Raw genomic sequence first — 20,942 nt, forward strand, 5'->3', positions numbered from 1 at the left:
AAGTCGTCCTGTCAGGAAACGGGAGGCGGGACCTCATTTCCGGGGTCGCCTGCCGAAAGGAAGCCCAGCATGCACAGATTTGCCATTCGAACAAGTTGGGGACGTCGACTGGCTGCGCCAACGCTTCCTGTACAAGCGCTGCGGCGTCCGCCGGACTTGACAATTGCTGCGCGATCCTGTTTACCGCGCCCACTATCCGCGAAGAGTTGAAACTCCGAGCCGCTGACCGGGACCCGCAAAGGTGTAAAGAGATCCCGGAAGCCAACATCCGGCAGCGCAGTGCGCCCCCGGGTGGGTTTTTGCATTGCGCCGGTCTTTGGTCCGGCTAAATCGGCAAGCCGGGGTTGCGATCACGTGGATGAAGAACGATCTTTCGGGGAATGACCCTCGGGAGAGAAGGATTGATGGATGTTTGAAAGCCTGCAGGACCGCCTCGGTTCCATTCTGAACGGACTGACCGGCCGTGGCGCGCTGTCCGACAAGGATGTGTCGGCTGCGCTGCGCGAAGTGCGCCGGGCGCTGCTCGAAGCCGACGTTGCGCTCGAAGTCGTGCGCGATTTTACCGACAAGGTGCGTGAGAAAGCCGTCGGCTCCGAGGTCCTCAAATCCATCAAGCCCGGCCAGATGGTCGTCAAGATCGTCCATGACGAACTGGTCGAAATGCTGGGCTCCGAAGGTGTTGCAATCGATCTGAACGCGCCGTCTCCGGTCGTCGTTATGATGGTCGGCCTGCAGGGCTCGGGCAAGACCACGACCACCGGCAAGATCGCCGCGCGGCTGACCCAGCGCGACCGTCGCAAGGTGCTGATGGCCTCGCTCGACACGCGCCGTCCGGCGGCCCAGGAGCAATTGCGTCAGATCGGCGAGCAGACGGGCGTCGAAACCCTGCCGATCATTCCCGGTCAGTCGCCCACCGACATTGCCGGCCGCGCCGTCCAGGCGGCGAAGCTTGGCGGCCACGACGTCGTCATCCTCGATACGGCCGGCCGCACCCATATCGACGAGCCGTTGATGGTCGAGATGGCCAACATCCGGCAGAAGGCCAACCCGCATGAAATCCTGCTGGTGGCCGACGCCCTGACCGGTCAGGACGCCGTCAACCTCGCCCGCAATTTCGACGACCGCGTCGGAATTACCGGTCTCGTGCTGACCCGCATGGACGGCGACGGACGCGGCGGCGCGGCGCTTTCCATGCGCGCGGTCACCGGCAAGCCGATCAAGCTCATCGGCGTCGGCGAGAAGATGGACGCGCTCGAGGAATTCCATCCCAAGCGCATCGCCGACCGCATTCTTGGCATGGGCGATATCGTGTCGCTGGTCGAAAAGGCCGCCGAGACGATCGATGCGGAAAAAGCGCAGGCCATGGCCGAGCGCATGAAGGCCGGCAAGTTCGATCTCAATGACCTGGAAGACCAGCTCAAGCAGATGCAGAAGCTCGGCGGCGTCGGGGGCATCATGGGCATGATGCCCGGCGTCGGCAAGATGAAGGACCAGATGGCGGCGGCCGGTGTCGACGATTCGATCTTCAAGCGCCAGCTCGCGATCATTTCCTCGATGACGCGCCGCGAACGCGCGCATCCCGAACTTCTGAAACATTCGCGTAAAAAGCGGATCGCCGCCGGATCCGGCACCAGCGCGGCTGACATCAACAAGCTGCTCAAGATGCATCGCCAGATGGGCGACATGATGAAATCCATGGGCGGCAAAGGCAAGAAGGGCGGCATGCTCGGCAAGATGATGGGCGGTCTCGGCGGCGGCCTTGGAGGCATGGGCGGAATGGGCGGCATGCCGGACCTGTCCTCGATGGATCCGAAGCAGCTCGAGGCCCTGCAGAAACAGGCTCAGGCGGCGGGTCTCGGCAAGGGGAGCGGAGGGCTTCCCGGTCTTGGAGGAGGAATGCCCGGAGCGGGCGGATTGCCGGGGCTTGGCGGCCCGCGGCTTCCCGGATTGCCCGGCGTTCAGAAAAAGAAGTGAGAGGACAATGAGCACCGATCCGCAACAGCAGCTCGCCGAGCTCCGCCGCTCCATCGACAATTTCGACGCGGCGCTGATCCATATTCTTGCGGAACGGTTCCGCTGCACCCAGGCCGTCGGACGCCTCAAGGCGGAATTCGACATGCCGCCGGCCGATCCGGACCGGGAGAAGACACAGGTCGAACGGTTGAGGCGTCTCGCCGCGGAAGCCGATCTCGACACCGATTTCGCCGAGGCGTTCCTGAACTTCATCATCAAGGAAGTCATCCGGCACCACGAAGCTTTTCGCGAGGAGGCGGCGGCCAGATAGCCGCGCGCAGACGCGAACGGAACAGGCCGCCGCGGCGGTCGTAAACAAAAACGAACGAGTAACGAAGGAATAGAACTCATGGCACTGAAAATTCGTCTGGCCCGTGGCGGCTCCAAAAAGCGTCCCTACTATCATGTCGTCGTCGCCGACGTGCGTTCGCCGCGCGACGGCCGCTTTATCGAAAGACTTGGCATGTGGAACCCGATGCTCCCGAAGGACGCCCAGCGCGTCGAACTGAACGAGGAGCGCGTCAAGCACTGGCTGGATCAGGGCGCGAAGCCGACCGACCGCGTGCTGCGCTTCCTGGATGAGGCTGGCCTCGCCAAGCGTCCCGCCCGCAACAATCCGAACAAGGCTCTGCCCGGCAAGAAGGCGCAGGAGCGCATCGACGAGCAGAAGGCCAAGGCAGAAGAAGCGGCTGCAGCCGCCGCCGCTGCCGAAGAGGCTCCCGCCGAGGAAGCCGCCGCCGAATAGGCGGCGGGACGGAGCGGCGGGCCAGGCGGTTCCCGCTCCCTATGGATCTGACTGCGGATGTCGGGCGGCAAACAACCGGTGCTCATGGCTGTGATCGGCGCGCCGCACGGCGTCAGGGGAGAGGTGCGGGTCAAGCCCTTCGGCGAAGACCCGCTTGCGCTTGGCGACTACGGACCGCTGTTCGACGACAAGGGCAATACCTATCAAGTCAAGGCGATCCGGCCCTCCAAAACGGTCGTCGTCGTGCGCTTCGACGCAGTCAACAGCCGGGAGCAGGCCGAAGCCCTGAACGGAACCGAGCTCTTCATCGATCGGTCCCGCCTGCCGGATGACGCGCTCGACGATGACGAGTATTTCCAGGCCGATCTCATCGGGATGACCGTCCGCGACGCCGAGGCGAAGGATTACGGACAGGTAATCGCCATTCACGATTTCGGCGGCGGCGACATTATCGAGCTTCGCAAGGGCGACGCCCGTTCGGTGATGATCCCATTCAACGGGGACGCGGTCACGGACATCGATATGGAAGGCCGGATAATAATGGTTTCGCCGCTCGCGGCGGGCCTCGAAGACGAAGGCGAGCCAGGTCCTGGCAGCCGCAAGCGGCGTCCGCCGCGCCGCAAGCAGGCGGAGCAGGGCGATTGAGTTTCCGCGCGAGCCTTCTCACCCTCTATCCGCAGATGTTTCCGGGGCCGTTGTCCGTGTCGCTCGCCGGCCGGGCGCTCGAGCGCGGCGACTGGTCGCTTGAAACCGTCCAGATCCGCGATTTTGCGACCGACCGGCATCGCAGCGTCGACGACACGCCGGCCGGCGGCGGCGCCGGCATGGTGCTCAAGGCCGACGTGCTGGCCCGCGCGATCGATCATGCAAGCCCTGAGGGCGACGCGCGGCCAAGGCTTCTCATGAGCCCGCGCGGCGCGCCGCTGACCCAGGAGCGCGTGCGCGCGCTGGCGAAGGGCGAAGGCGTCGTCATCGTCTGCGGCCGTTTCGAGGGCGTCGACCAGCGGGTGATCGACGGCCGCGATCTGGAAGAGGTTTCGGTCGGCGACTATGTCCTGTCCGGCGGCGAGCCGGCGGCGATTGTCATGCTCGACGCGATCGTGCGGCTTTTGCCCGGCGTCATGGGCAATGCGCATTCCGGGCAGTCGGAAAGTTTCGAAAACGACCTTCTCGAGTATCCGCAATACACGAAGCCGCAGGTCTTCGAGGCACGGCCGATTCCGGACGTGCTGTTGTCCGGCAACCATGCGGAGATCGACCGCTGGCGCCGGGAGCAGGCGGAGGCGTTGACCATGCGTCGCCGTCCGGACCTTCGCGAACGCAAAAAAAACCTGCAAAAGGGATGACATGGCGGGGTTCATGGTGTAATAGCCCCGGCAATTCGGACCAATCCGAGAACCATCAAGCAAAGAATGGCGTAAACGCTCCTGCCGTAAAGGCGCCCCTTGAGGCTTTGACCAAGAGGACATTCGAGAGCGCTCTGGCTGTTTCAGAAGAAAGAAAGGTCAAGGGCCATGGATATTATCCGTGAAATCGAGGCTGAGGAAGCCGCGCGTATCGAAGCAAAACGCAAACTGCCGGAGTTTTCCGCCGGCGACACCGTGCGCGTTCTGGTTCGCGTGACGGAAGGAACGCGCACCCGCGTTCAGGCCTATGAAGGCGTCTGCATCGCACGCTCCGGCGGCGGCATCAACGAGAACTTCACTGTTCGCAAGATTTCCTATGGCGAAGGCGTCGAGCGCGTTTTCCCGGTCTACTCGCCGCTGGTCGAAGGCGTCGAGGTCGTGCGCCGCGGCAAGGTCCGTCGCGCCAAGCTCTATTATCTGCGTGACCGCCGCGGCAAGTCTGCGCGCATCACCGAAAACACCAATGTTCGCGCGCGCAAGCTGAACGAAGCCGAGCGCAAGGCGATCGCCGACGAAAAGGCCCGTATCGAGGCCGAAAAGATCGCAGCCGCTGAAGCGCTGGCGGCCGAAAAGGCAGCCGCGGAAGCCGCTGAAAAGGAAGCAGCCGCAAAGGCGGCGGCCGAAGCAGCGGCAGCAGAAGAAGCGCCGGCTGAAAACAGCGGCGAATAAGCCTCCGCCATCTTTCACAGATTATCGAACGCGCCTCCTGTCGGGGGCGCGTTTTGTTTTGGGGGACCGAATACCAGGCGCCGTCTGAATAACTTGTGCAGTCCGTCGATTTCATGGAAAGATGAGACATCGGCGCCGGCCCCGTTCGGCGCAGCCTGCGATATATTCGTTTCATCGGGAGACATCCATGACACTGTTCAAGACAGCTTTCACAGCCCTTGCCGCGCTTGCGGTCTCCACGGCCGCCGCCGTCGCCTCCGAACTTCCGGATTTCGGCGGACGCAATATCGTCGTGGTGACGGAGAACGCCTATCCGCCGCTGCAATTCATCGATCCGAAGACCGGCGATCAGATCGGCTGGGAATATGATGCGATGAACGAGATCGCGAAGCGGCTCAATATCAACGTCAGCTACCAGAACACGAGCTGGGATGCGATGATTCAGGCGGTCTCCGACGGTCAGTACGATATCGGCATGACCGGCATCACCATCAAGGAAGACCGCAAGGAGAAGGTGGATTTTTCCGATCCCTATATGCGGTCGCAGATGTTCATGCTGGTGCGCGGCGATGAAGAGCGGTTCAGCGACGCCGCCTCGTTCGCCGCCTTCGAAGACGGCCTCGTCGGCGCACAGGCCGGCACCACGCCGTTCTATGTCGCCGTCTATGACGTGCTCGACGGCGACGAACAGAACCCGCGCATCAAGTTGTTCGAGACTTTCGGCGCCCAGGTTCAGGCGCTGCGCACCGGCGATATCGATCTCGTGCTGACCGACGGCACGGCGGGCGAAGGCTACGTGAAGGCGTCCGACGGCGCCCTCAAACTGGTTGGCGAGCCGCTCGGCACGGAAGATTTCGGCTTTATCTTCCCCAAGGGCACGGATCTGGTCGAGCCGATCAATGCGGCGATCGCCGCAATGAAGGAAGACGGTTCGATCGACGCGCTGAACAAGAAGTGGTTCCTGGATTACGAGCTCGGCAAATAGGCGGATTTGACGCCCGCCCCGGTCGACCATGAGCGCAAGGCGCAGCTCTGGCGACGGTGATTTTCCCTACTGGCTCGTCGCGGCCGTAGTCGCCGCCGTCGTGATCGCGGTCGTCATCGTCGGAGACGATCTCTATCGCCAGGTTTTCGCCGTCGTTTCCAAAGGCGTGTGGATCACCATCTTCGTGACGGTGGTGGCCTTTGCGCTCGCCTCCGCCCTCGGCCTGCTGCTCGCCGTCATGGGACTGTCGCAATCGATTGTCCTTCGCCAGACGGCGCGCTTCTACGTCGAGATCATTCGCGGCGTGCCGATCCTGGTCCTGCTGTTCTATATCGCTTTCGTCGGCGCGCCGGGCTTCGTCCATTTGTGGAACTGGCTCACCCTGCCGCTGCAGAGCGCAGGCTTGGTCGAGCCGCTGCTGGTGCGGGACGTTTCGCTTCTGTGGCGAGCGATCATTTCCCTGATGATCGGCTATTCGGCCTTCATATCGGAGGTTTTCAGGGCCGGCATCATGGCGGTGGACGAGGGGCAGGTGGAGGCGGCGAAGGCGCTCGGCCTGAGCCGCTGGCAGCGATTTCGGCTGATCGTCATGCCGCAGGCGCTGCGCACCATACTGCCGCCGCTCGGCAACGATTTCGTGGCGCTGGTCAAGGATTCCTCGCTGGTGTCGGTCCTCGGCGTCGCCGACCTCACGCAGATGGGAAAGGTCTATGCGTCGGGCTCCTTCCGGTTCTTCGAAACCTATTCCGTCGTCGCCTACATCTACCTCATCCTGACGATCGGACTGTCCCTTGCGTTGCGGGGGCTGGAGAGAAGACTCCGTAAAGCCAGCCGCGCTCAGGGCAATGCCTGATTGCCGAGGCGGAGAAAGCTTGATATGAACCGTCCACCATGCGTGGATTGATCAGACAAGCCCTGACCTTTTTCGGACCCGTTCGACACCGTACGTCGACGGCGTTTCTGCCTGTGCATGATCACAAACGGTTGCCTGGTCGGTTCTTTGCGCGGCTCAAGCATTCGCACGGCTTCCTATCGGCGCCCCAAATCTGAAGTTCCTTGCTCCATGCAACGCCCCTTGACTGAACTTCCGATTTGATAGAAGCGCCGGCAGGATAATGTCGCCGGAGTGGTTATCGGATTTGAAGTTCCCGTATGAGACTGCTGAAATGATCAAGGAACGTCATACTCAAATCACCAGAGGCTGACGAAAGGGCTTCGCCCCTGACGGATACCTCGGATACGCTCGCAATTTTCGGAACAAACCTATGACAAAACCAAGGACACTGTACGACAAGATCTGGGACGACCACCTGGTGGACGAGCAGGATGACGGAACCTGTCTGCTCTATATCGATCGCCATCTTGTGCATGAAGTCACCAGCCCGCAGGCTTTCGAAGGCCTGCGTGACACCGGACGGCGCGTTCGCCATCCCTCCCGCACGCTCGCTGTCGTCGACCACAACGTACCGACGACGCCGGACCGCGTGAACGGCATCAAGAACGAGGAAAGCCGCATTCAGGTCGAGGCGCTGGCCAAAAACGCCGCCGAGTTCGACCTGCAATATTTCAACGAGGCGGACATCCGCCAGGGCATCGTCCACATCGTTGGCCCCGAGCAGGGATTTACGCTGCCCGGAACCACAATCGTGTGCGGCGACAGCCACACCTCCACCCATGGCGCATTCGGCGCTCTTGCGCACGGCATCGGCACGTCCGAGGTCGAGCATGTGCTGGCCACGCAGACCCTGATCCAGAAAAAGGCCAGGAACATGCTGGTTCGGGTGGACAATTCGCTGCCCGAAGGCGTGACGGCCAAGGATATCATCCTGGCGATCATCGGCGAGATCGGCACCGCTGGCGGCACCGGCCACGTCATCGAATTCGCCGGGCAGGCGATCACGGAGCTGACGATGGAAGGCCGCATGACGGTCTGCAACATGACGATCGAGGGCGGCGCCCGCGCCGGACTGATCGCGCCCGATGAAAAGGCTTTCGAATATCTCAAGGACCGTCCCATGTCGCCGAAGGGCGAGCATTGGGAACAGGCCGTCGCCCATTGGCGCACCCTGAAATCGGACGAAGGCGCGCATTTCGACAAGACCATCGTTCTCGACGCCCAAAGCCTGCCGCCCATCGTCTCCTGGGGGTCTTCACCGGAAGACGTGATCGCCGTAACCGGCGTTGTGCCCAATCCGGCTGATATTCCGGAGGAAACAAAGCGCGCCTCGAAGAAGCGGGCGCTTGCCTATATGGGGCTGGAGCCGGGCACGAAGATCACCGATATCGAGATCGATCGAGTTTTCATCGGTTCGTGCACGAACGGCCGCATCGAAGATCTTCGCGCCGCCGCGAAGATGGCCGAGGGACGCAAGGTGCATGAGCGCGTCAGCGCCATGGTCGTTCCGGGCTCCGGTCTGGTCAAGGCCCAGGCCGAAGCCGAAGGTCTGGACAAGGTTTTCCTTGAGGCCGGCTTTGAATGGCGTGAACCGGGTTGTTCCATGTGTCTCGCCATGAACGATGACAGGCTGAAGCCGGAAGAACGCTGCGCGTCGACCTCGAACCGCAATTTCGAGGGCCGGCAGGGCTATCGCGGGCGCACCCATCTCGTCTCGCCGGCGATGGCGGCCGCCGCCGCCGTCGCAGGTCGCTTCGTCGATATCCGCGATTGGAAGTAATTGAAATCCCGCAGCGGCTCGAAAGAGTCGCTGCGGGGTCCGCCCTTACGGGCGGATGATGCAGACGCCGCTTGCTTTATCGCAATCCTCGTTCGGCGTATCTTTTCCCACTTCGATGATCTTCATTCCCTGCGGTGGTTGGGCGTCAGCCTGGCCCGGAGGCGGCGCCGGAAGATAGCCGTAGGCGCCCTGATAATAGAAATAGTTGCCGTTGCCGCGAAACCGCTCTCCGGCCAGTGCGCCGGCATAGGTGCCGATGCCGGGTATGCGGGTCGGCAGGCCAACCGCGCCGGAGCCTTCATAGGCCTGTCCTGAACCCCGGTAGCCAGGATTTTTGCCGCCCTTGCCGTCCCTTGCCAGCGCAGGATCGACGACAGCGCAGGTTAGTACGGCGAACGCTGCGAAGCCGCAGGCGATCGCTTTGAACGTCGGGTTGTGTCGGTGACGCCGGTTCGGCATGGAATTTCCCGCAACTGGATGTGCCGCATCCTGTTCTACAAAACATAATGCGGCGTCCGGTTGCAAGCCACCACGCCGCGCGTAAAGCTTTTGTTAGGGTTAACGGCATGATATTCGGCGGCGCAAACTCATCGATGCAGCGGCTTGACGCAGCCTGCGCTTTGTCACAAACAGGACGGATCATGAGCACTGAACCGGACATCGATATTTCACCGCTGCGCTTGACCAACGCGCATGAGCTGGCCCCCCTGATCGCCGCCTACGCCCAGTCGCTGAAGCGCGGCGCGCCGCGGCGACCGGACGAGTTCTACGCCGAAAGCCTGCTGCAGGATCGCGTCGCGGAAATCCTCGGGGCGCGGCTGGATGGCGAACTGGTCGGTTTTCTGATTTTCTATGATCTTCCCGAACCAGTGTCCGGTCTGCGGCAAGGCCAGGTCGATCACCTCTATGTCCGTGACGATCACCGCGGCAAGGGCATCGCGAAAGCGATGGTCGACCTGCTGTCGGACGACGCGGAAGCGCGCGGCTGGAGCAAGCTCGTTCTGAATACGCCGCGCAATCCCGATTTCGGCCGCAAACTGTATGAAAAGATCGCCGCCACCGCCGACTGGTCCAGCTTCATCATCCGTTTCGACCGCTGACAGGCCAAATCGCGGCGCTTCGAAAAAAAAGTTTTCAGGCGCGATTTTTCCGAATCGGCGTCGACTGACGCCTTTCAATCGATTTGGAAACGTTCTAGAACACGAGTGCTGGATTTTTCGCAGCGATTTAACCGTTTTAGCAGCTTTTGGCGGCTTTGACGCGGTGCAACGAAGCGATTAATAACAGTGTCCCGCCGGGTGGTTGCAGCCAACGCCGCGCGGACAGTCCGTTGAAATCATTCGGAGGCCCCATGGCCAACGCCACTCACAACCGACCGCTTTCACCGCATCTGGGCATCTATAAACTTACGCCTACCATGTTCGTGTCAATCGCGCATCGCATCACCGGAGCCGCGATGTATTTCGGCACGATCCTCGTCGCATGGTGGCTTGTCGCCGCGGCGGCGGGACCTGGCTATTTCGAATTCGCCAGTGCGGTGCTGGGGTCGATTATCGGGCGACTGGTGATTTTCGGATTCACCTGGGCCCTGATGTTCCATACGCTCAACGGCATCCGGTTTCTGGTCGCAGACACCGGACATGGCATGGAAAAACACCTGGCGACCAAGGTTGCGCAGTGGACTCTCATCGGGTCCGGCGTCCTGACGGTTCTCGTCTGGGCCATCGTTCTGATTTTCGGTTGAGGGGGAGACAGCGTCATGGACATGCGCACACCGCTTGCGAAGGTTCGCGGACTGGGATCCGCCAAGGAGGGCACCGACCACTTCTGGCGCCAAAGGCTGACGGCTGTCGCCAACATTCCGCTGCTCTTGTTTTTCGTCATTTTCATCATGGCCTACCAGGGAGAACCCTATGAGGCCGTGACGGCGGCGCTCGGCAATCCGTTTGTCGCGGTCATCATGGGGCTGGTGATCCTCGTGTCGCTCATCCATATGCGGCTCGGCATGCAGGTGATTATCGAGGACTACGTGCACGGCGAGGGGATGAAGATCGTGCTCCTGATCCTGAACACATGCTTCACGGTTTTCATCGCAGCGCTTTCGCTGTTCGCCGTCCTCAAGCTCGGTTTCGGAGGTTGACCGGTAATGAACAGCAGTAACAGCAAAGCCTACGAGCTGACCGAACACACATTTGACGTCGTCGTGGTCGGCGCCGGCGGCGCCGGTCTGCGCGCCACCCTCGGTATGGCCGAGCAGGGATTGCGCACCGCCTGCATCACCAAGGTCTTTCCAACCCGGTCGCATACGGTCGCCGCCCAGGGCGGCATTGCAGCAAGTTTGCGCAACATGACGCCGGACAGCTGGCAGTGGCACATGTACGACACCATCAAGGGGTCGGACTGGCTTGGCGACAACGACGCCATGGAATATCTCGCCCGCGAGGCGCCGAAAGCCGTCTACGAGCTTGAGCACTACGGCGTGCCGTTCTCCCGCACGGAAGAAGGCAAGATCTATCAGCGACCGTTCGGCGGCCACATGCAGAATTTCGGCGAAGGCCCGCCGGTGCAGCGCACATGCGCCGCAGCCGACCGTACAGGACACGCCATCCTGCACACGCTTTACGGCCAGTCTCTGCGCCATCACGCGCAATTCTTCATCGAGTATTTCGCAATAGACCTGCTGATGAGCGACGACGGCGTATGCACCGGCGTCGTCGCCTGGAACCTTGACGACGGAACGATGCATGTTTTCCGCGCCAAGATGGTGGTGCTCGCCACCGGCGGCTACGGGCGCGCCTATTTCTCGGCCACCTCCGCGCATACCTGCACCGGCGACGGCAACGGCATGGTCGCCCGCGCAGGCCTGCCGCTGCAGGATATGGAATTCGTGCAGTTTCATCCGACCGGCATCTACGGCGCCGGCATGCTGATCACCGAGGGCGCGCGCGGCGAGGGCGGCTACCTCGTCAATTCCGAAGGCGAGCGCTTCATGGAGCGCTATGCGCCTTCCGCCAAGGACCTTGCCTCGCGCGACGTCGTCTCGCGCTGCATGACCATGGAAATTCGCGAGGGACGCGGCGTCGGCAAGGAGAAGGATCACATCTTCCTGCATCTCGACCACCTCGATCCGGCGGTTCTGGCCGAAAGACTGCCCGGCATCTCGGAATCGGCGCGGATTTTTGCAGGCGTCGACGTGACGCAGGAGCCGATACCGGTTCTGCCAACCGTGCATTACAACATGGGCGGCATTCCGACGACCTATCACGGAGAGGTGCTCAACCCCACCGACGACGATCCCGATCGTATTCAGCCGGGTCTGATGGCGGTCGGCGAGGCGGGCTGCGCATCCGTTCACGGCGCCAACCGGCTGGGATCGAACTCCCTGATCGACCTGGTGGTCTTCGGACGCGCGGCGGCGATCCGCGCCGGTCAGACGATCGACCGCAATTCGGAAATTCCGCATGTGCCCCAGGCGAGCCTGGACAAGATCCTCGACCGGTTCGACCAAACGCGTCACGCCAACGGTTCGGTTCCGACAGCGGAGATGCGCGATCGCATGCAGCGCGCCATGCAGGAAGACGCAGCCGTTTTCCGCACCCAGGAATCGCTGGAGCAAGGGTGCAAGCGCATCGACGAGATTTACGCCGCACTGCCGGATGTCAAGGTCACCGACCGGTCCATGATCTGGAACTCCGATCTGGTGGAAACGCTCGAACTGGACAATCTTGCGGTCTGCGCCCTTGTGACTGTTCACGGCGCGGAGGCGCGCAAGGAAAGCCGCGGCGCCCATGCGCGGGAAGATTTTCCCGATCGGGACGACAAGAACTGGCGTGTCCATACGCTGGCCCGTGTGGACGAGAAGGGCAAGGTCGACCTCTCATACCGGCCCGTCCACGTTGATCCGCTGACGCCCGAGAGCGAAGGCGGCATCGAGCTGGCGCGCATCGCGCCCAAGAAACGCGTCTATTAGGAAGGTCCGTTATGGTTGAATTCACACTTCCCAAAAACTCGCGGATCACCGAGGGCAAGACGTGGCCGAAGCCGGAAGGCGCGTCGAAGCTGCACGAATTCCGCGTCTATCGCTGGTCTCCGGACGAGGGCAAGAACCCGTCCATCGACACCTACTACATCGATGTCGACGATTGCGGACCGATGGTTCTCGACGGTCTGCTCTACATCAAGAACAAGATAGACCCGACGCTGACGCTGCGCCGGTCCTGCCGTGAAGGCGTCTGCGGTTCCTGCGCGATGAACATCGACGGCGCGAACACGCTTGCCTGCACCAAGGGCATGGATGAAATCGACGGTCCCGTGAAGATCTATCCATTGCCGCATCTGCCGGTGGTCAAGGATCTCGTTCCCGACCTCAACAATTTCTACGCCCAGCACGGGTCAATCGAGCCGTGGCTGCAGACGGTCTCGCCGGCGCCTGAAAAGGAATGGCTGCAGTCGCATGAGGACCGGGTCAAGCTTGACGGTCTCTATGAATGCATTCTGTGCGCCTGCTGCTCGACCTCATGCCCGAGCTACTGGTGGAATGGCGACCGCTATCTCGGTCCCGCCGTATTGCTGCAGGCCTATCGCTGGCTGATCGACAGTCGCGACGAGGCCACCGGCGAACGTCTGGATCAGCTTGAAGATCCGTTCCGGCTCTATCGCTGCCACACCATCATGAACTGCGCCCAGACATGCCCGAAGGGGCTTAATCCGGCCAAGGCGATCGCCGAAATCAAGAAGATGCTGGTCGAGCGGCGCGTCTAGGCGCCGCTTTTTGCTGGCAAAACTTTCCGCTGTGCATGCCGCCTGACACGCGCATCTCACGCTGTCGTGAGTCCATTTGACTTGAAGAATTGGGCGCGGGGCCTCTACTGGATCAGGAACGCAATACTGTTTCACGGGAGAGATCGCCATGCGCAGATTCACCATTGCAGGACTGGTCGCAGCCGGAATGGCCGCCGCAGCCGTTTATGGACTGTCGCCAATGCCGACCGTTCATGCGCAGTCGGCCGCCTCGGGCGACACCGCCAGGGCGATCTTCGCCGGCGGGTGTTTCTGGTGCGTGGAATCGGATTTCGACAAGGTTCCTGGCGTCGTGTCGACGACGTCCGGCTACACCGGCGGTCATCTGGACAATCCGACCTATCGCGACGTCGTCACCGAAACCACAGGCCACCGCGAGGCTGTGCTTGTCGAATATGATCCGGACAAGGTCAGTTACGAGGCGTTGCTTGACGCCTATTGGCACAGCGTCGACCCGACCGACGCCGAGGGTCAGTTCTGTGACCGTGGCGAGAGCTACACCACGGCCATCTACACGACAAGCGATGACCAGCAGAAGCAGGCGGAGGCCTCTGCGAAGACGATCTCCGCCGAACTGGACGCGCCGGTCGCCACGTTGATCGCGCCGGCTCAGAAATTCTATCCGGCAGAGGATTATCACCAGGACTACTACCGGAAAAATCCGGTTCGCTACAAATATTACCGCTTTGGCTGCCGTCGCGACGCCCGCCTCGATCGTCTATGGGGCGATGACGCCCATCGAGGCCTGTCGAACACGCACTGACCCGGGGCCTGTCACGGTTGCCGCGGCGGTCTGCCAAAACCGCCGGGCGGCGGCCTGCGCATCCCGGCGCGCGGCCCGCCGCGACCGGGTGACAGACTTGCCGGCAATGTCGCTGGCGCTCCCCGGAAACATCCCACCGTATACGGATATTCATCCGTCATGTGGTAGTGATAGATTTCCCGCTCCTCGCTATCCCAGGTGACTGTGCCGGTGTGTCCATGGCATTCATCGAGGTCGGCGTTGGTCATGCGCTTGCCGCCTTCGCCGTATTTTCCGTATATGCCGAACCCGTCCAGCGCATAGCCGATCAGGTTCGAATGACCGGCGGGACCTGAGCGGGTGTCCCGGATACAGGGCGACATGTTGTGGAAATGATAGAGGCCGTTGCGTTCCGGATGCCCCGAGCATGCGTCCTGGATCTCGTGCGCCGGCGCGTCCTCGCCTCGGCCATCCAGGGCGTTGAAGATGGCTGTATTGGTGACCGTGATCCCGATCATGCCCATCGGAACGCAGTAGGAGCGACCGGCGACCGACGGCGACGCCGGCATGGAGTAGACGATGTCCGTCTCCACTATCCGGGCCGGGTTCCGGTCATAGGCAAAGGCTTTATCCTGCGGACGGATAGGAAATCGGCCTGTCAGCGTTTTCGGCAAAGTATTGGACCGAACGACCCGGTTTTGCCCCTCGAGGGAAATTCTGAGTTCGGCCGGCCACGAGACAGAGCCTGAAACTGTCGGCTTGAGATCGGGATCGTAGGTCGAGCGACCAAGCCAGCTTCCGCTCGCGTGAGCGCCGCCTGCGTTGGGATTGAACCGCTGCTGGCAGGAAAAGACATATCCGCTTTTCGGCCGGTTCGAAATCTTGCCGTCGCCCAGCGGAAGTTCGTGGGCCTCGGCGCTTGCGCCTGCCGAGGAAAACAGCGCTACGCCGCCCAGCACTACGGCGAGGGGTCGCGATTTTTGAAAGAATGAGGATCGGGATGTCGTATGCATGAAAAATCCGCCTTGAAAACAATATGGCCGGATTACACTGCCGGAGTTCTGGAAGGTCAACCGCCGCCTGCGAGCGAAATTGTCGCAAAATGTAGCCAGGCGACGATCAGCGCCACATCGTCTCGGGGCTTGATCAAGCTGAAAGAGCAGGCCGATCGGATGATTTTCGCCGCCGCGCCTGATTTGGATCGCGATATGATTTCATCCATTTTTATTACAATTTCGCCATCATTGTATATTGAAAGCTAACGACTATTATGGGTAAGGAAACGCCCGGAAGGGCGTATGTCTTGCGTAATACGGAACAGGGATTTGAAGATGCGGAATATTGCAGTGCTGATGCTCATCGGCCTCGTCGTAGTGGCAGCCGGCTGTCAGCGCACGAATTACCGGCCATTGCCCAAGCCTGAACCGCTTTCTCCGGCGCCTGTGGGCACCGTGCAGAGCGGACAATTGTCCTCGCCTGGCGAGGCCAGCGGTTTCCCGGAAGCGCCGGCCGACGCCGGTCAGTCGCAGGAGCAGTTCGAGACGGCCGCCGCAGGCGCTCCGGCGGTCACGCGGGAAGCTCTGGTCGGCCGCTGGACGATTTCGGCGAGCGGATCGAACTGCGATCTGTTCCTGGCGTTGACCAAGTGGACCGGCGGATACCGCGCTGCTACGCGCGGTTGCAGCAACGAGGCGGCCCTGGTTTCGGCCTGGGACGTCCAGGGCAATCAGGTCCTGCTTTCCGACAATTCCGGCAACCAGTTCGCCAGGCTCTACAAGTCCGGCGAGGAAAGCTACAACGGAACCACAGCGTCCGGACAGCCAGTCAGCCTGAGCCGCTGATCAGAACGGCCGGCGCTTGAACTGGTGACCTCCCGATGAAGGATATCGCCGAACGCACGACGGTGGTCGAGCGTTACCGGTCACTCGTGAAAAGGGATGCGCTGCAGGAGGACGAGGCGCAGATCGCGCTTGCCGAAAGGCTTGATCGCGTCCTGTCCGAAATCGGCGCAAAGCGCCTGCGTTCCAAATCGAGTTCCCTGGGCTGGCTCTTCGCGCGCAAGAAGAACGCGCCGCCCAAGGTTCGCGGCCTCTACATCTACGGGTCTGTCGGCCGCGGCAAAACCATGCTCATGGACCTCTTCTACAAGCTGGTTCCCGCTCACAAGAAGCGGCGCGTGCATTTCCACGCCTTCATGGCCGACGTCCATGACCGCATCAACGCTCACAGGAAGGCGCACAAACGGGGGGAAACGCCGGAATCCGATCCGATGCCGCCGGTCGCCGAACAGCTCATCGAGGAAGCCTGGGTGTTGTGCTTTGACGAATTTTCCGTCACCGACATCACCGACGCCATGATCCTGTCGCGTTTGTTCGAGCAGCTCTTTGCCCGCGGCTGCGTCCTTGTCGCCACGTCGAATGTGGAGCCGGACGATCTCTATCGCGACGGGCTCAACCGGCAACTCTTCCTGCCTTTCATAGATCTGCTGAAGAACGAGGTCGACATTTTCAACCTCGATGCGCGGACGGACTATCGTCTTGAGAAGTTGCGCCGGCTGCCGGTCTATCTGCACCCGCTCAACGACGAGACGCGCATCGCCTTTGCGAAAACCTGGAAAGAGGTCATCGCCGGCGAACAGATCCGGCAGGATACGGTCGAGGTCATGGGGCGGCGTCTGACCGTTTCGCTCGTCGCGGACGGCGTCGCGCGCTTCAGCTTCGACGAACTCTGCCGCCAGCCGCTCGGAGCGCGGGACTATCTCGCCATCACCGCCAGATACCACACGATCTTCATCGAGAACGTGCCGGTGCTGGACCAGAGCATGCGCAACGAGGCGAAGCGGTTCATCAATCTTGTCGACGCGCTTTATGATTCCACAACGCTGATCTACATGACGGCGGCCGCCGATCCCGAGGACCTGTTCCGCTCCGGCAGCGGGACGGAAGGTTTCGAATTCGCCCGCACGGCCTCGCGTCTGTTCGAGATGCAGAGCCTCGACTATGTTTCCGCGACCCGCGCAGCCAGGGTTGAATGACCAAAGAAAAGGCAAAATTCTTACGTTTACGTAAGTCCCGAAAGATATAACCGTTTGAATTTGCTTATATCCAAAGTTTAAGTTGCCAAATTTTGGAGAGGAGTCTAATCACATGGCCGTTCTTTGGGGACAAATGACCAGCAGACTGAGACAATCGGAGGTGTCATCGTATGGCGCGCAATAAAATCGCTTTGATCGGATCCGGCATGATTGGCGGCACTTTGGCCCACCTTGCTGGTCTTAAGGAGATGGGGGATGTCGTTCTTTTCGATATCGCCGAGGGAACTCCCCAGGGCAAGGGACTGGATATCGCCGAATCCTCGCCGGTCGACGGTTTCGACGCGGCCATGACCGGCGTCAACGACTATGCGGGTATCGAAGGCGCGGATGTCTGCATCGTGACCGCCGGCGTGCCGCGCAAGCCGGGCATGAGCCGCGACGACCTTCTGGAAATCAATCTGAAGGTTATGGAGCAGGTCGGAGCGGGCATCAAGAAATACGCCCCCGACGCCTTCGTCATCTGCATCACCAATCCGCTCGACGCGATGGTCTGGGCCCTGCAGAAATTTTCCGGCATGCCGAAGAACAAGGTCGTCGGCATGGCCGGCGTGCTCGACAGCTCGCGCTTCCGCTATTTCCTCGCCGAAGAGTTCAAGGTGTCGGTGGAAGACGTCACGGCCTTCGTGCTGGGCGGCCACGGCGACTCCATGGTGCCGCTGGCGCGCTACTCGACGGTCGCAGGCATTCCGCTGACCGACCTCGTCAAGATGGGCTGGGTCACCAAGGCGCGCCTCGAAGAGATCATCCAGCGCACCCGTGACGGCGGCGCGGAGATCGTCGGACTGCTGAAAACCGGCTCGGCCTACTACGCGCCGGCCGCCTCGGCGATCGCGATGGCCGAATCCTACCTGAAGGACAAGAAGCGCGTGCTGCCTTGCGCCGCCTATCTGTCCGGTCAGTACGGCGTCAAGGACATGTATGTCGGCGTTCCCGTGATCATCGGCGCCGACGGCGTCGAGCGGATCATCGAGATCGACCTCAACAAGTCCGAGCAGAAGGCTTTCGACAGTTCGGTCTCCGCGGTTGCGGGATTGTGCGAAGCCTGCATGAACATCGCTCCCAATCTGAAATAGTCCAGCCGTAACGCGAGACGGAAAACTTCCATGAACATACATGAATATCAGGCCAAGGCCCTTCTGAAGGACTTTGGCGCTCCCGTCGCCGAAGGCGTGCCCGTATTTGCAGCCGATGAGGCGGAAGCGGCCGCCAAGAAACTTCCAGGACCGCTTTACGTGGTCAAGAGCCAGATCCATGCGGGCGGCCGCGGCAAGGGCAAGTTCAAGGAACTGTCCGCCGACGCCAAGGGCGGCGTACGGCTCTCCGGCTCTGTCGAAGAGGTCGTCGGCAATACGAAGGAAATGCTCGGCAACACGCTTGTCACCAAGCAGACGGGTCCCGCCGGCAAGCAGGTCAACCGCCTCTATATCGAGGACGGCGCCGATATCGACCGCGAACTTTATCTTTCGATCCTCGTCGACCGCACGGTCGGCCGTCCCGCTTTCGTGGTGTCCACCGAAGGCGGCATGGACATCGAGGCGGTGGCCGAGGAAACGCCGGAGAAGATCCTGACGCTCGCCATCGACCCCGAAACCGGCGTCACGGCTGCGGACTCGGCGAAACTCTGCGATGCGCTGGAGCTGCAGGGCGAAGCGCGGTCGGACGGCGAGACGCTGTTTCCGATCCTCTACAAGGCCTTCACCGAAAAGGACATGAGCCTGCTCGAGGTCAACCCGCTGATCGTCATGGAAAACGGCAGACTTCGCGTTCTCGACGCCAAGGTGTCCTTCGACGGCAATGCGCTGTTCCGCCATCCCGACATTGTCGAGCTCCGTGACGTGACGGAAGAGGATGAGAAGGAGATCGAGGCCTCCAAGCACGATCTCGCCTATGTGGCGCTCGACGGCAATATCGGCTGTATGGTCAATGGCGCGGGCCTGGCCATGGCGACCATGGACATTATCAAGCTTTACGGCGCTGAGCCGGCTAACTTTCTCGACGTCGGCGGCGGCGCCACGACGGAAAAGGTCACGGCAGCCTTCAAGATCATCACGGCCGATCCGGCGGTGGAAGGCATTCTCGTCAACATCTTCGGCGGCATCATGCGTTGCGACGTGATCGCCGAAGGCGTCGTCACAGCGGTCAAGGAAGTCGGCCTCAAGGTTCCGCTGGTCGTTCGGCTGGAAGGGACCAATGTCGAGAAAGGCAAGAAGATCATCAACGAGAGCGGTCTCAACGTGATCGCCGCCGACGATCTCGACGACGCCGCGAAGAAGATCGTCAAGGCGGTCAAGGGAGCCTGAGCAAGGTGCCTCCGCACAAGATCAATCTCCTCGAAGCCGCCGAAGGCATAATCGGGGTTTTCCAGCCCCACATCGCCGGAGACGTCAACGATTCCCAGGTCAAGATCGCCAAGTTCGGCGAAATCTTCGACTGGCACGCGCATGACGCGGAAGACGAGGGTTTTCTCGTCCTGCGCGGACGCATTGCAATCGACTTCAGGGACGGCGCGGTGGAACTCGGCGAAGGCGATTTCATGGTGGTGCCGAAAACGGTGGAGCACCGGCCGCGTTCGCTGACGCACGAACCCGTCGTTTTGATGTTCGAGCCCGCGACCACCCTGAACACCGGCAACGCCGAGAGCGATCTTACCGTTTCAGAACTCAACCGACTTTAGGAAGAAGAATGTCCATTCTCGTCAACAAGGATACCAAGGTTCTCGTCCAGGGACTGACCGGCAAGACAGGAACCTTTCACACGGAACAGGCGCTCGCCTACTACGGCACGAAGATGGTCGGCGGGGTTCACCCGAAAAAGGGCGGTGAAACCTGGACAGGCAAGGTTGGCGACGGAACCGCGGATCTGCCGATCTACGCCACGGTCGCCGAAGGCCGCGACGCGACGGGCGCCGACGCCTCCGTCATCTACGTTCCGCCGGCCGGCGCCGCCGCGGCGATCATCGAGGCGATCGACGCCGAGATCCCGCTGATCGTTTGTATCACCGAGGGCATTCCGGTTCTCGACATGGTCAAGGTCAAGGCGCGGCTCGAGAAGTCGAATTCGCGGCTGATCGGACCGAACTGCCCGGGCGTTCTGACGCCTGAAGAATGCAAGATCGGCATCATGCCGGGCAATATTTTCAAGAAAGGCTCCGTGGGCGTTGTTTCGCGCTCGGGAACGCTTACCTACGAAGCAGTCTTCCAGACGTCGAACGCCGGGCTCGGCCAGACTACGGCCGTCGGCATCGGCGGCGACCCGGTCAAGGGCACCGAGTTCATCGACGTGCTTGAGATGTTTTTGGCGGACGACGCGACGACGTCGATCATCATGATCGGCGAGATCGGCGGATCGGCTGAGGAAGACGCAGCGCAGTTCCTGGCCGACGAGGCCAAAAAGGGCCGCAAGAAGCCGACCGTCGGCTTCATCGCCGGCCGCACGGCGCCTCCGGGCCGCACGATGGGTCACGCCGGCGCCGTCATTTCCGGCGGCAAGGGCGGCGCGGAAGACAAGATCGCAGCCATGGAAGCGGCCGGCATCACGGTGTCGCCGTCTCCGGCGCAACTCGGCAGCACGCTCGTCGAGGTGTTGAAGGGCTAGATAAGGAAGGGCGGCGGTAGCCGCCCGAAGCGCCTGTGCGGCGATTGACGCCGGCGGGCGAGGCTCCGTTAACGGAGTTGTGACGGATCCCCGCCTTCCTGTCGGGAAAAAGGGTTCCGTTGCGGTGTGAAACGTGACTAGTGTAGGGCGCGTCCGGGATGCGCCGCAATTTGGTTTAGGCGAGGCCCCGGAAGGGCGCTCGAGTGGCGGCCGGCAGGG

General features: G+C 61.6%; 24 protein-coding genes. 22 read left to right on the forward strand and 2 right to left on the reverse strand.

Features of this window, described 5'->3' with window-relative positions:
• Window positions 1-408 precede the first annotated feature (408 nt).
• From ffh to leuC, 9 genes are all read left to right on the forward strand, one after another.
• Window positions 409-1,974, forward strand: coding sequence for a signal recognition particle protein (gene ffh / locus K1W69_RS15335; RefSeq protein ID WP_220229177.1), 1,566 nt, complete (start codon window positions 409-411; stop codon window positions 1,972-1,974).
• Window positions 1,975-1,981: 7 nt separating this feature from the next.
• Complete coding sequence (locus K1W69_RS15340; RefSeq protein ID WP_220229178.1) at window positions 1,982-2,284, forward strand: chorismate mutase; 303 nt, start codon at window positions 1,982-1,984, stop codon at window positions 2,282-2,284.
• A 78-nt stretch (window positions 2,285-2,362) separates the two neighbouring features.
• Window positions 2,363-2,758, forward strand: coding sequence for a 30S ribosomal protein S16 (gene rpsP / locus K1W69_RS15345; RefSeq protein WP_220229179.1), 396 nt, complete (start codon window positions 2,363-2,365; stop codon window positions 2,756-2,758).
• A gap of 57 nt (window positions 2,759-2,815) precedes the next feature.
• Window positions 2,816-3,403: a ribosome maturation factor RimM gene (rimM, locus tag K1W69_RS15350; protein WP_220229180.1), complete on the forward strand. Its 588-nt coding sequence runs from the start codon at window positions 2,816-2,818 to the stop codon at window positions 3,401-3,403.
• The gene (trmD, locus tag K1W69_RS15355) at window positions 3,400-4,104 is read left to right on the forward strand and encodes a tRNA (guanosine(37)-N1)-methyltransferase TrmD (protein ID WP_220229181.1); all 705 of its coding nucleotides are present in this window, start codon (window positions 3,400-3,402) and stop codon (window positions 4,102-4,104) included. The genes rimM and trmD overlap by 4 nt, the downstream gene beginning before the upstream one ends.
• 168 nt (window positions 4,105-4,272) lie before the next feature.
• The gene (gene rplS, locus K1W69_RS15360; RefSeq protein ID WP_220229182.1) at window positions 4,273-4,833 is read left to right on the forward strand and encodes a 50S ribosomal protein L19; all 561 of its coding nucleotides are present in this window, start codon (window positions 4,273-4,275) and stop codon (window positions 4,831-4,833) included.
• 187 nt (window positions 4,834-5,020) lie between these two features.
• Window positions 5,021-5,818 carry a transporter substrate-binding domain-containing protein gene (locus tag K1W69_RS15365; protein ID WP_220229183.1) on the forward strand — a complete coding sequence of 266 codons (798 nt, stop codon included), beginning with the start codon at window positions 5,021-5,023 and terminating at the stop codon, window positions 5,816-5,818.
• 28 nt (window positions 5,819-5,846) lie between these two features.
• Window positions 5,847-6,671 carry an amino acid ABC transporter permease gene (locus K1W69_RS15370; RefSeq protein ID WP_220229184.1) on the forward strand — a complete coding sequence of 275 codons (825 nt, stop codon included), beginning with the start codon at window positions 5,847-5,849 and terminating at the stop codon, window positions 6,669-6,671.
• Between the two features lie 412 nt (window positions 6,672-7,083).
• On the forward strand, window positions 7,084-8,493 hold the full coding sequence (gene leuC / locus K1W69_RS15375) for a 3-isopropylmalate dehydratase large subunit (RefSeq protein ID WP_220229185.1): 1,410 nt from the start codon (window positions 7,084-7,086) through the stop codon (window positions 8,491-8,493).
• Window positions 8,494-8,538: 45 nt separating this feature from the next.
• Here leuC and K1W69_RS15380 read toward each other — a convergent pair whose 3' ends face one another.
• Window positions 8,539-8,952, reverse strand: a complete 414-nt coding sequence (locus K1W69_RS15380; RefSeq protein WP_220229186.1) for a hypothetical protein — start codon at window positions 8,950-8,952, stop codon at window positions 8,539-8,541.
• 182 nt (window positions 8,953-9,134) lie between these two features.
• Here K1W69_RS15380 and K1W69_RS15385 point away from each other — a divergent pair, with 182 nt between their 5' ends.
• The 6 genes from K1W69_RS15385 (at window position 9,135) to msrA (ending at window position 14,056) form a co-directional block, all read left to right on the forward strand.
• Window positions 9,135-9,593 (forward strand): GNAT family N-acetyltransferase, encoded by a 459-nt coding sequence (locus tag K1W69_RS15385; protein ID WP_220229187.1) that lies wholly within the window; start codon window positions 9,135-9,137, stop codon window positions 9,591-9,593.
• A 251-nt stretch (window positions 9,594-9,844) separates the two neighbouring features.
• Window positions 9,845-10,237 (forward strand): succinate dehydrogenase, cytochrome b556 subunit, encoded by a 393-nt coding sequence (gene sdhC / locus K1W69_RS15390; protein WP_220229188.1) that lies wholly within the window; start codon window positions 9,845-9,847, stop codon window positions 10,235-10,237.
• A 15-nt stretch (window positions 10,238-10,252) separates the two neighbouring features.
• Window positions 10,253-10,633 carry a succinate dehydrogenase, hydrophobic membrane anchor protein gene (sdhD, locus tag K1W69_RS15395; RefSeq protein WP_220229189.1) on the forward strand — a complete coding sequence of 127 codons (381 nt, stop codon included), beginning with the start codon at window positions 10,253-10,255 and terminating at the stop codon, window positions 10,631-10,633.
• A 6-nt stretch (window positions 10,634-10,639) separates the two neighbouring features.
• Window positions 10,640-12,463: a succinate dehydrogenase flavoprotein subunit gene (gene sdhA / locus K1W69_RS15400; RefSeq protein WP_220229190.1), complete on the forward strand. Its 1,824-nt coding sequence runs from the start codon at window positions 10,640-10,642 to the stop codon at window positions 12,461-12,463.
• An 11-nt stretch (window positions 12,464-12,474) separates the two neighbouring features.
• Window positions 12,475-13,254 carry a succinate dehydrogenase iron-sulfur subunit gene (locus tag K1W69_RS15405; protein WP_220229191.1) on the forward strand — a complete coding sequence of 260 codons (780 nt, stop codon included), beginning with the start codon at window positions 12,475-12,477 and terminating at the stop codon, window positions 13,252-13,254.
• A 148-nt stretch (window positions 13,255-13,402) separates the two neighbouring features.
• On the forward strand, window positions 13,403-14,056 hold the full coding sequence (gene msrA, locus K1W69_RS15410) for a peptide-methionine (S)-S-oxide reductase MsrA (protein ID WP_258571053.1): 654 nt from the start codon (window positions 13,403-13,405) through the stop codon (window positions 14,054-14,056).
• 11 nt (window positions 14,057-14,067) lie between these two features.
• Here msrA and K1W69_RS15415 read toward each other — a convergent pair whose 3' ends face one another.
• Window positions 14,068-15,048, reverse strand: a complete 981-nt coding sequence (locus K1W69_RS15415; RefSeq protein WP_220229192.1) for a YHYH protein — start codon at window positions 15,046-15,048, stop codon at window positions 14,068-14,070.
• Between K1W69_RS15415 and K1W69_RS15420 the strand changes: the two genes are divergently transcribed.
• The 7 genes from K1W69_RS15420 to sucD all read left to right on the forward strand — a co-directional run bounded on the left by K1W69_RS15420 (window position 15,043) and on the right by sucD (window position 20,723).
• Window positions 15,043-15,297 (forward strand): hypothetical protein, encoded by a 255-nt coding sequence (locus K1W69_RS15420; RefSeq protein ID WP_220229193.1) that lies wholly within the window; start codon window positions 15,043-15,045, stop codon window positions 15,295-15,297. The genes K1W69_RS15415 and K1W69_RS15420 overlap by 6 nt on opposite strands.
• 69 nt (window positions 15,298-15,366) lie before the next feature.
• Complete coding sequence (locus tag K1W69_RS15425) at window positions 15,367-15,876, forward strand: protease inhibitor Inh/omp19 family protein (protein WP_220229194.1); 510 nt, start codon at window positions 15,367-15,369, stop codon at window positions 15,874-15,876.
• Window positions 15,877-15,911: 35 nt separating this feature from the next.
• Window positions 15,912-17,069 carry a cell division protein ZapE gene (zapE, locus tag K1W69_RS15430; RefSeq protein WP_220229195.1) on the forward strand — a complete coding sequence of 386 codons (1,158 nt, stop codon included), beginning with the start codon at window positions 15,912-15,914 and terminating at the stop codon, window positions 17,067-17,069.
• Between the two features lie 170 nt (window positions 17,070-17,239).
• On the forward strand, window positions 17,240-18,202 hold the full coding sequence (gene mdh / locus K1W69_RS15435; protein WP_220229196.1) for a malate dehydrogenase: 963 nt from the start codon (window positions 17,240-17,242) through the stop codon (window positions 18,200-18,202).
• Window positions 18,203-18,232: 30 nt separating this feature from the next.
• On the forward strand, window positions 18,233-19,429 hold the full coding sequence (gene sucC / locus K1W69_RS15440) for an ADP-forming succinate--CoA ligase subunit beta (protein ID WP_220229197.1): 1,197 nt from the start codon (window positions 18,233-18,235) through the stop codon (window positions 19,427-19,429).
• 5 nt (window positions 19,430-19,434) lie between these two features.
• A complete protein-coding gene (locus K1W69_RS15445) occupies window positions 19,435-19,803 on the forward strand; it encodes a cupin domain-containing protein (protein WP_220229198.1) in 369 nt (122 codons plus the stop codon).
• Between the two features lie 8 nt (window positions 19,804-19,811).
• A complete protein-coding gene (sucD, locus tag K1W69_RS15450; RefSeq protein WP_220229199.1) occupies window positions 19,812-20,723 on the forward strand; it encodes a succinate--CoA ligase subunit alpha in 912 nt (303 codons plus the stop codon).
• Window positions 20,724-20,942: the final 219 nt, after the last annotated feature.

This window comes from Flavimaribacter sediminis (assembly GCF_019492055.1).
Taxonomy (GTDB): Bacteria; Pseudomonadota; Alphaproteobacteria; order Rhizobiales; family Rhizobiaceae; genus Flavimaribacter; species Flavimaribacter sediminis.

Coding starts and splice junctions, on each gene's coding strand:
- K1W69_RS15415 (WP_220229192.1), bottom strand. CDS start 15,048: ATGCATACGACATCCCGATCCTCATTCTTTCAAAAATCGCGACCCCTC.
- sdhD (WP_220229189.1), top strand. CDS start 10,253: ATGGACATGCGCACACCGCTTGCGAAGGTTCGCGGACTGGGATCCGCC.
- msrA (WP_258571053.1), top strand. CDS start 13,403: ATGCGCAGATTCACCATTGCAGGACTGGTCGCAGCCGGAATGGCCGCC.
- sucC (WP_220229197.1), top strand. CDS start 18,233: ATGAACATACATGAATATCAGGCCAAGGCCCTTCTGAAGGACTTTGGC.
- zapE (WP_220229195.1), top strand. CDS start 15,912: ATGAAGGATATCGCCGAACGCACGACGGTGGTCGAGCGTTACCGGTCA.
- K1W69_RS15340 (WP_220229178.1), top strand. CDS start 1,982: ATGAGCACCGATCCGCAACAGCAGCTCGCCGAGCTCCGCCGCTCCATC.
- ffh (WP_220229177.1), top strand. CDS start 409: ATGTTTGAAAGCCTGCAGGACCGCCTCGGTTCCATTCTGAACGGACTG.
- rplS (WP_220229182.1), top strand. CDS start 4,273: ATGGATATTATCCGTGAAATCGAGGCTGAGGAAGCCGCGCGTATCGAA.
- K1W69_RS15405 (WP_220229191.1), top strand. CDS start 12,475: ATGGTTGAATTCACACTTCCCAAAAACTCGCGGATCACCGAGGGCAAG.
- K1W69_RS15425 (WP_220229194.1), top strand. CDS start 15,367: ATGCGGAATATTGCAGTGCTGATGCTCATCGGCCTCGTCGTAGTGGCA.
- rpsP (WP_220229179.1), top strand. CDS start 2,363: ATGGCACTGAAAATTCGTCTGGCCCGTGGCGGCTCCAAAAAGCGTCCC.
- K1W69_RS15385 (WP_220229187.1), top strand. CDS start 9,135: ATGAGCACTGAACCGGACATCGATATTTCACCGCTGCGCTTGACCAAC.
- leuC (WP_220229185.1), top strand. CDS start 7,084: ATGACAAAACCAAGGACACTGTACGACAAGATCTGGGACGACCACCTG.
- K1W69_RS15370 (WP_220229184.1), top strand. CDS start 5,847: ATGAGCGCAAGGCGCAGCTCTGGCGACGGTGATTTTCCCTACTGGCTC.
- sucD (WP_220229199.1), top strand. CDS start 19,812: ATGTCCATTCTCGTCAACAAGGATACCAAGGTTCTCGTCCAGGGACTG.
- rimM (WP_220229180.1), top strand. CDS start 2,816: ATGTCGGGCGGCAAACAACCGGTGCTCATGGCTGTGATCGGCGCGCCG.
- sdhA (WP_220229190.1), top strand. CDS start 10,640: ATGAACAGCAGTAACAGCAAAGCCTACGAGCTGACCGAACACACATTT.
- sdhC (WP_220229188.1), top strand. CDS start 9,845: ATGGCCAACGCCACTCACAACCGACCGCTTTCACCGCATCTGGGCATC.
- K1W69_RS15365 (WP_220229183.1), top strand. CDS start 5,021: ATGACACTGTTCAAGACAGCTTTCACAGCCCTTGCCGCGCTTGCGGTC.
- mdh (WP_220229196.1), top strand. CDS start 17,240: ATGGCGCGCAATAAAATCGCTTTGATCGGATCCGGCATGATTGGCGGC.
- K1W69_RS15420 (WP_220229193.1), top strand. CDS start 15,043: ATGCATGAAAAATCCGCCTTGAAAACAATATGGCCGGATTACACTGCC.
- K1W69_RS15380 (WP_220229186.1), bottom strand. CDS start 8,952: ATGCCGAACCGGCGTCACCGACACAACCCGACGTTCAAAGCGATCGCC.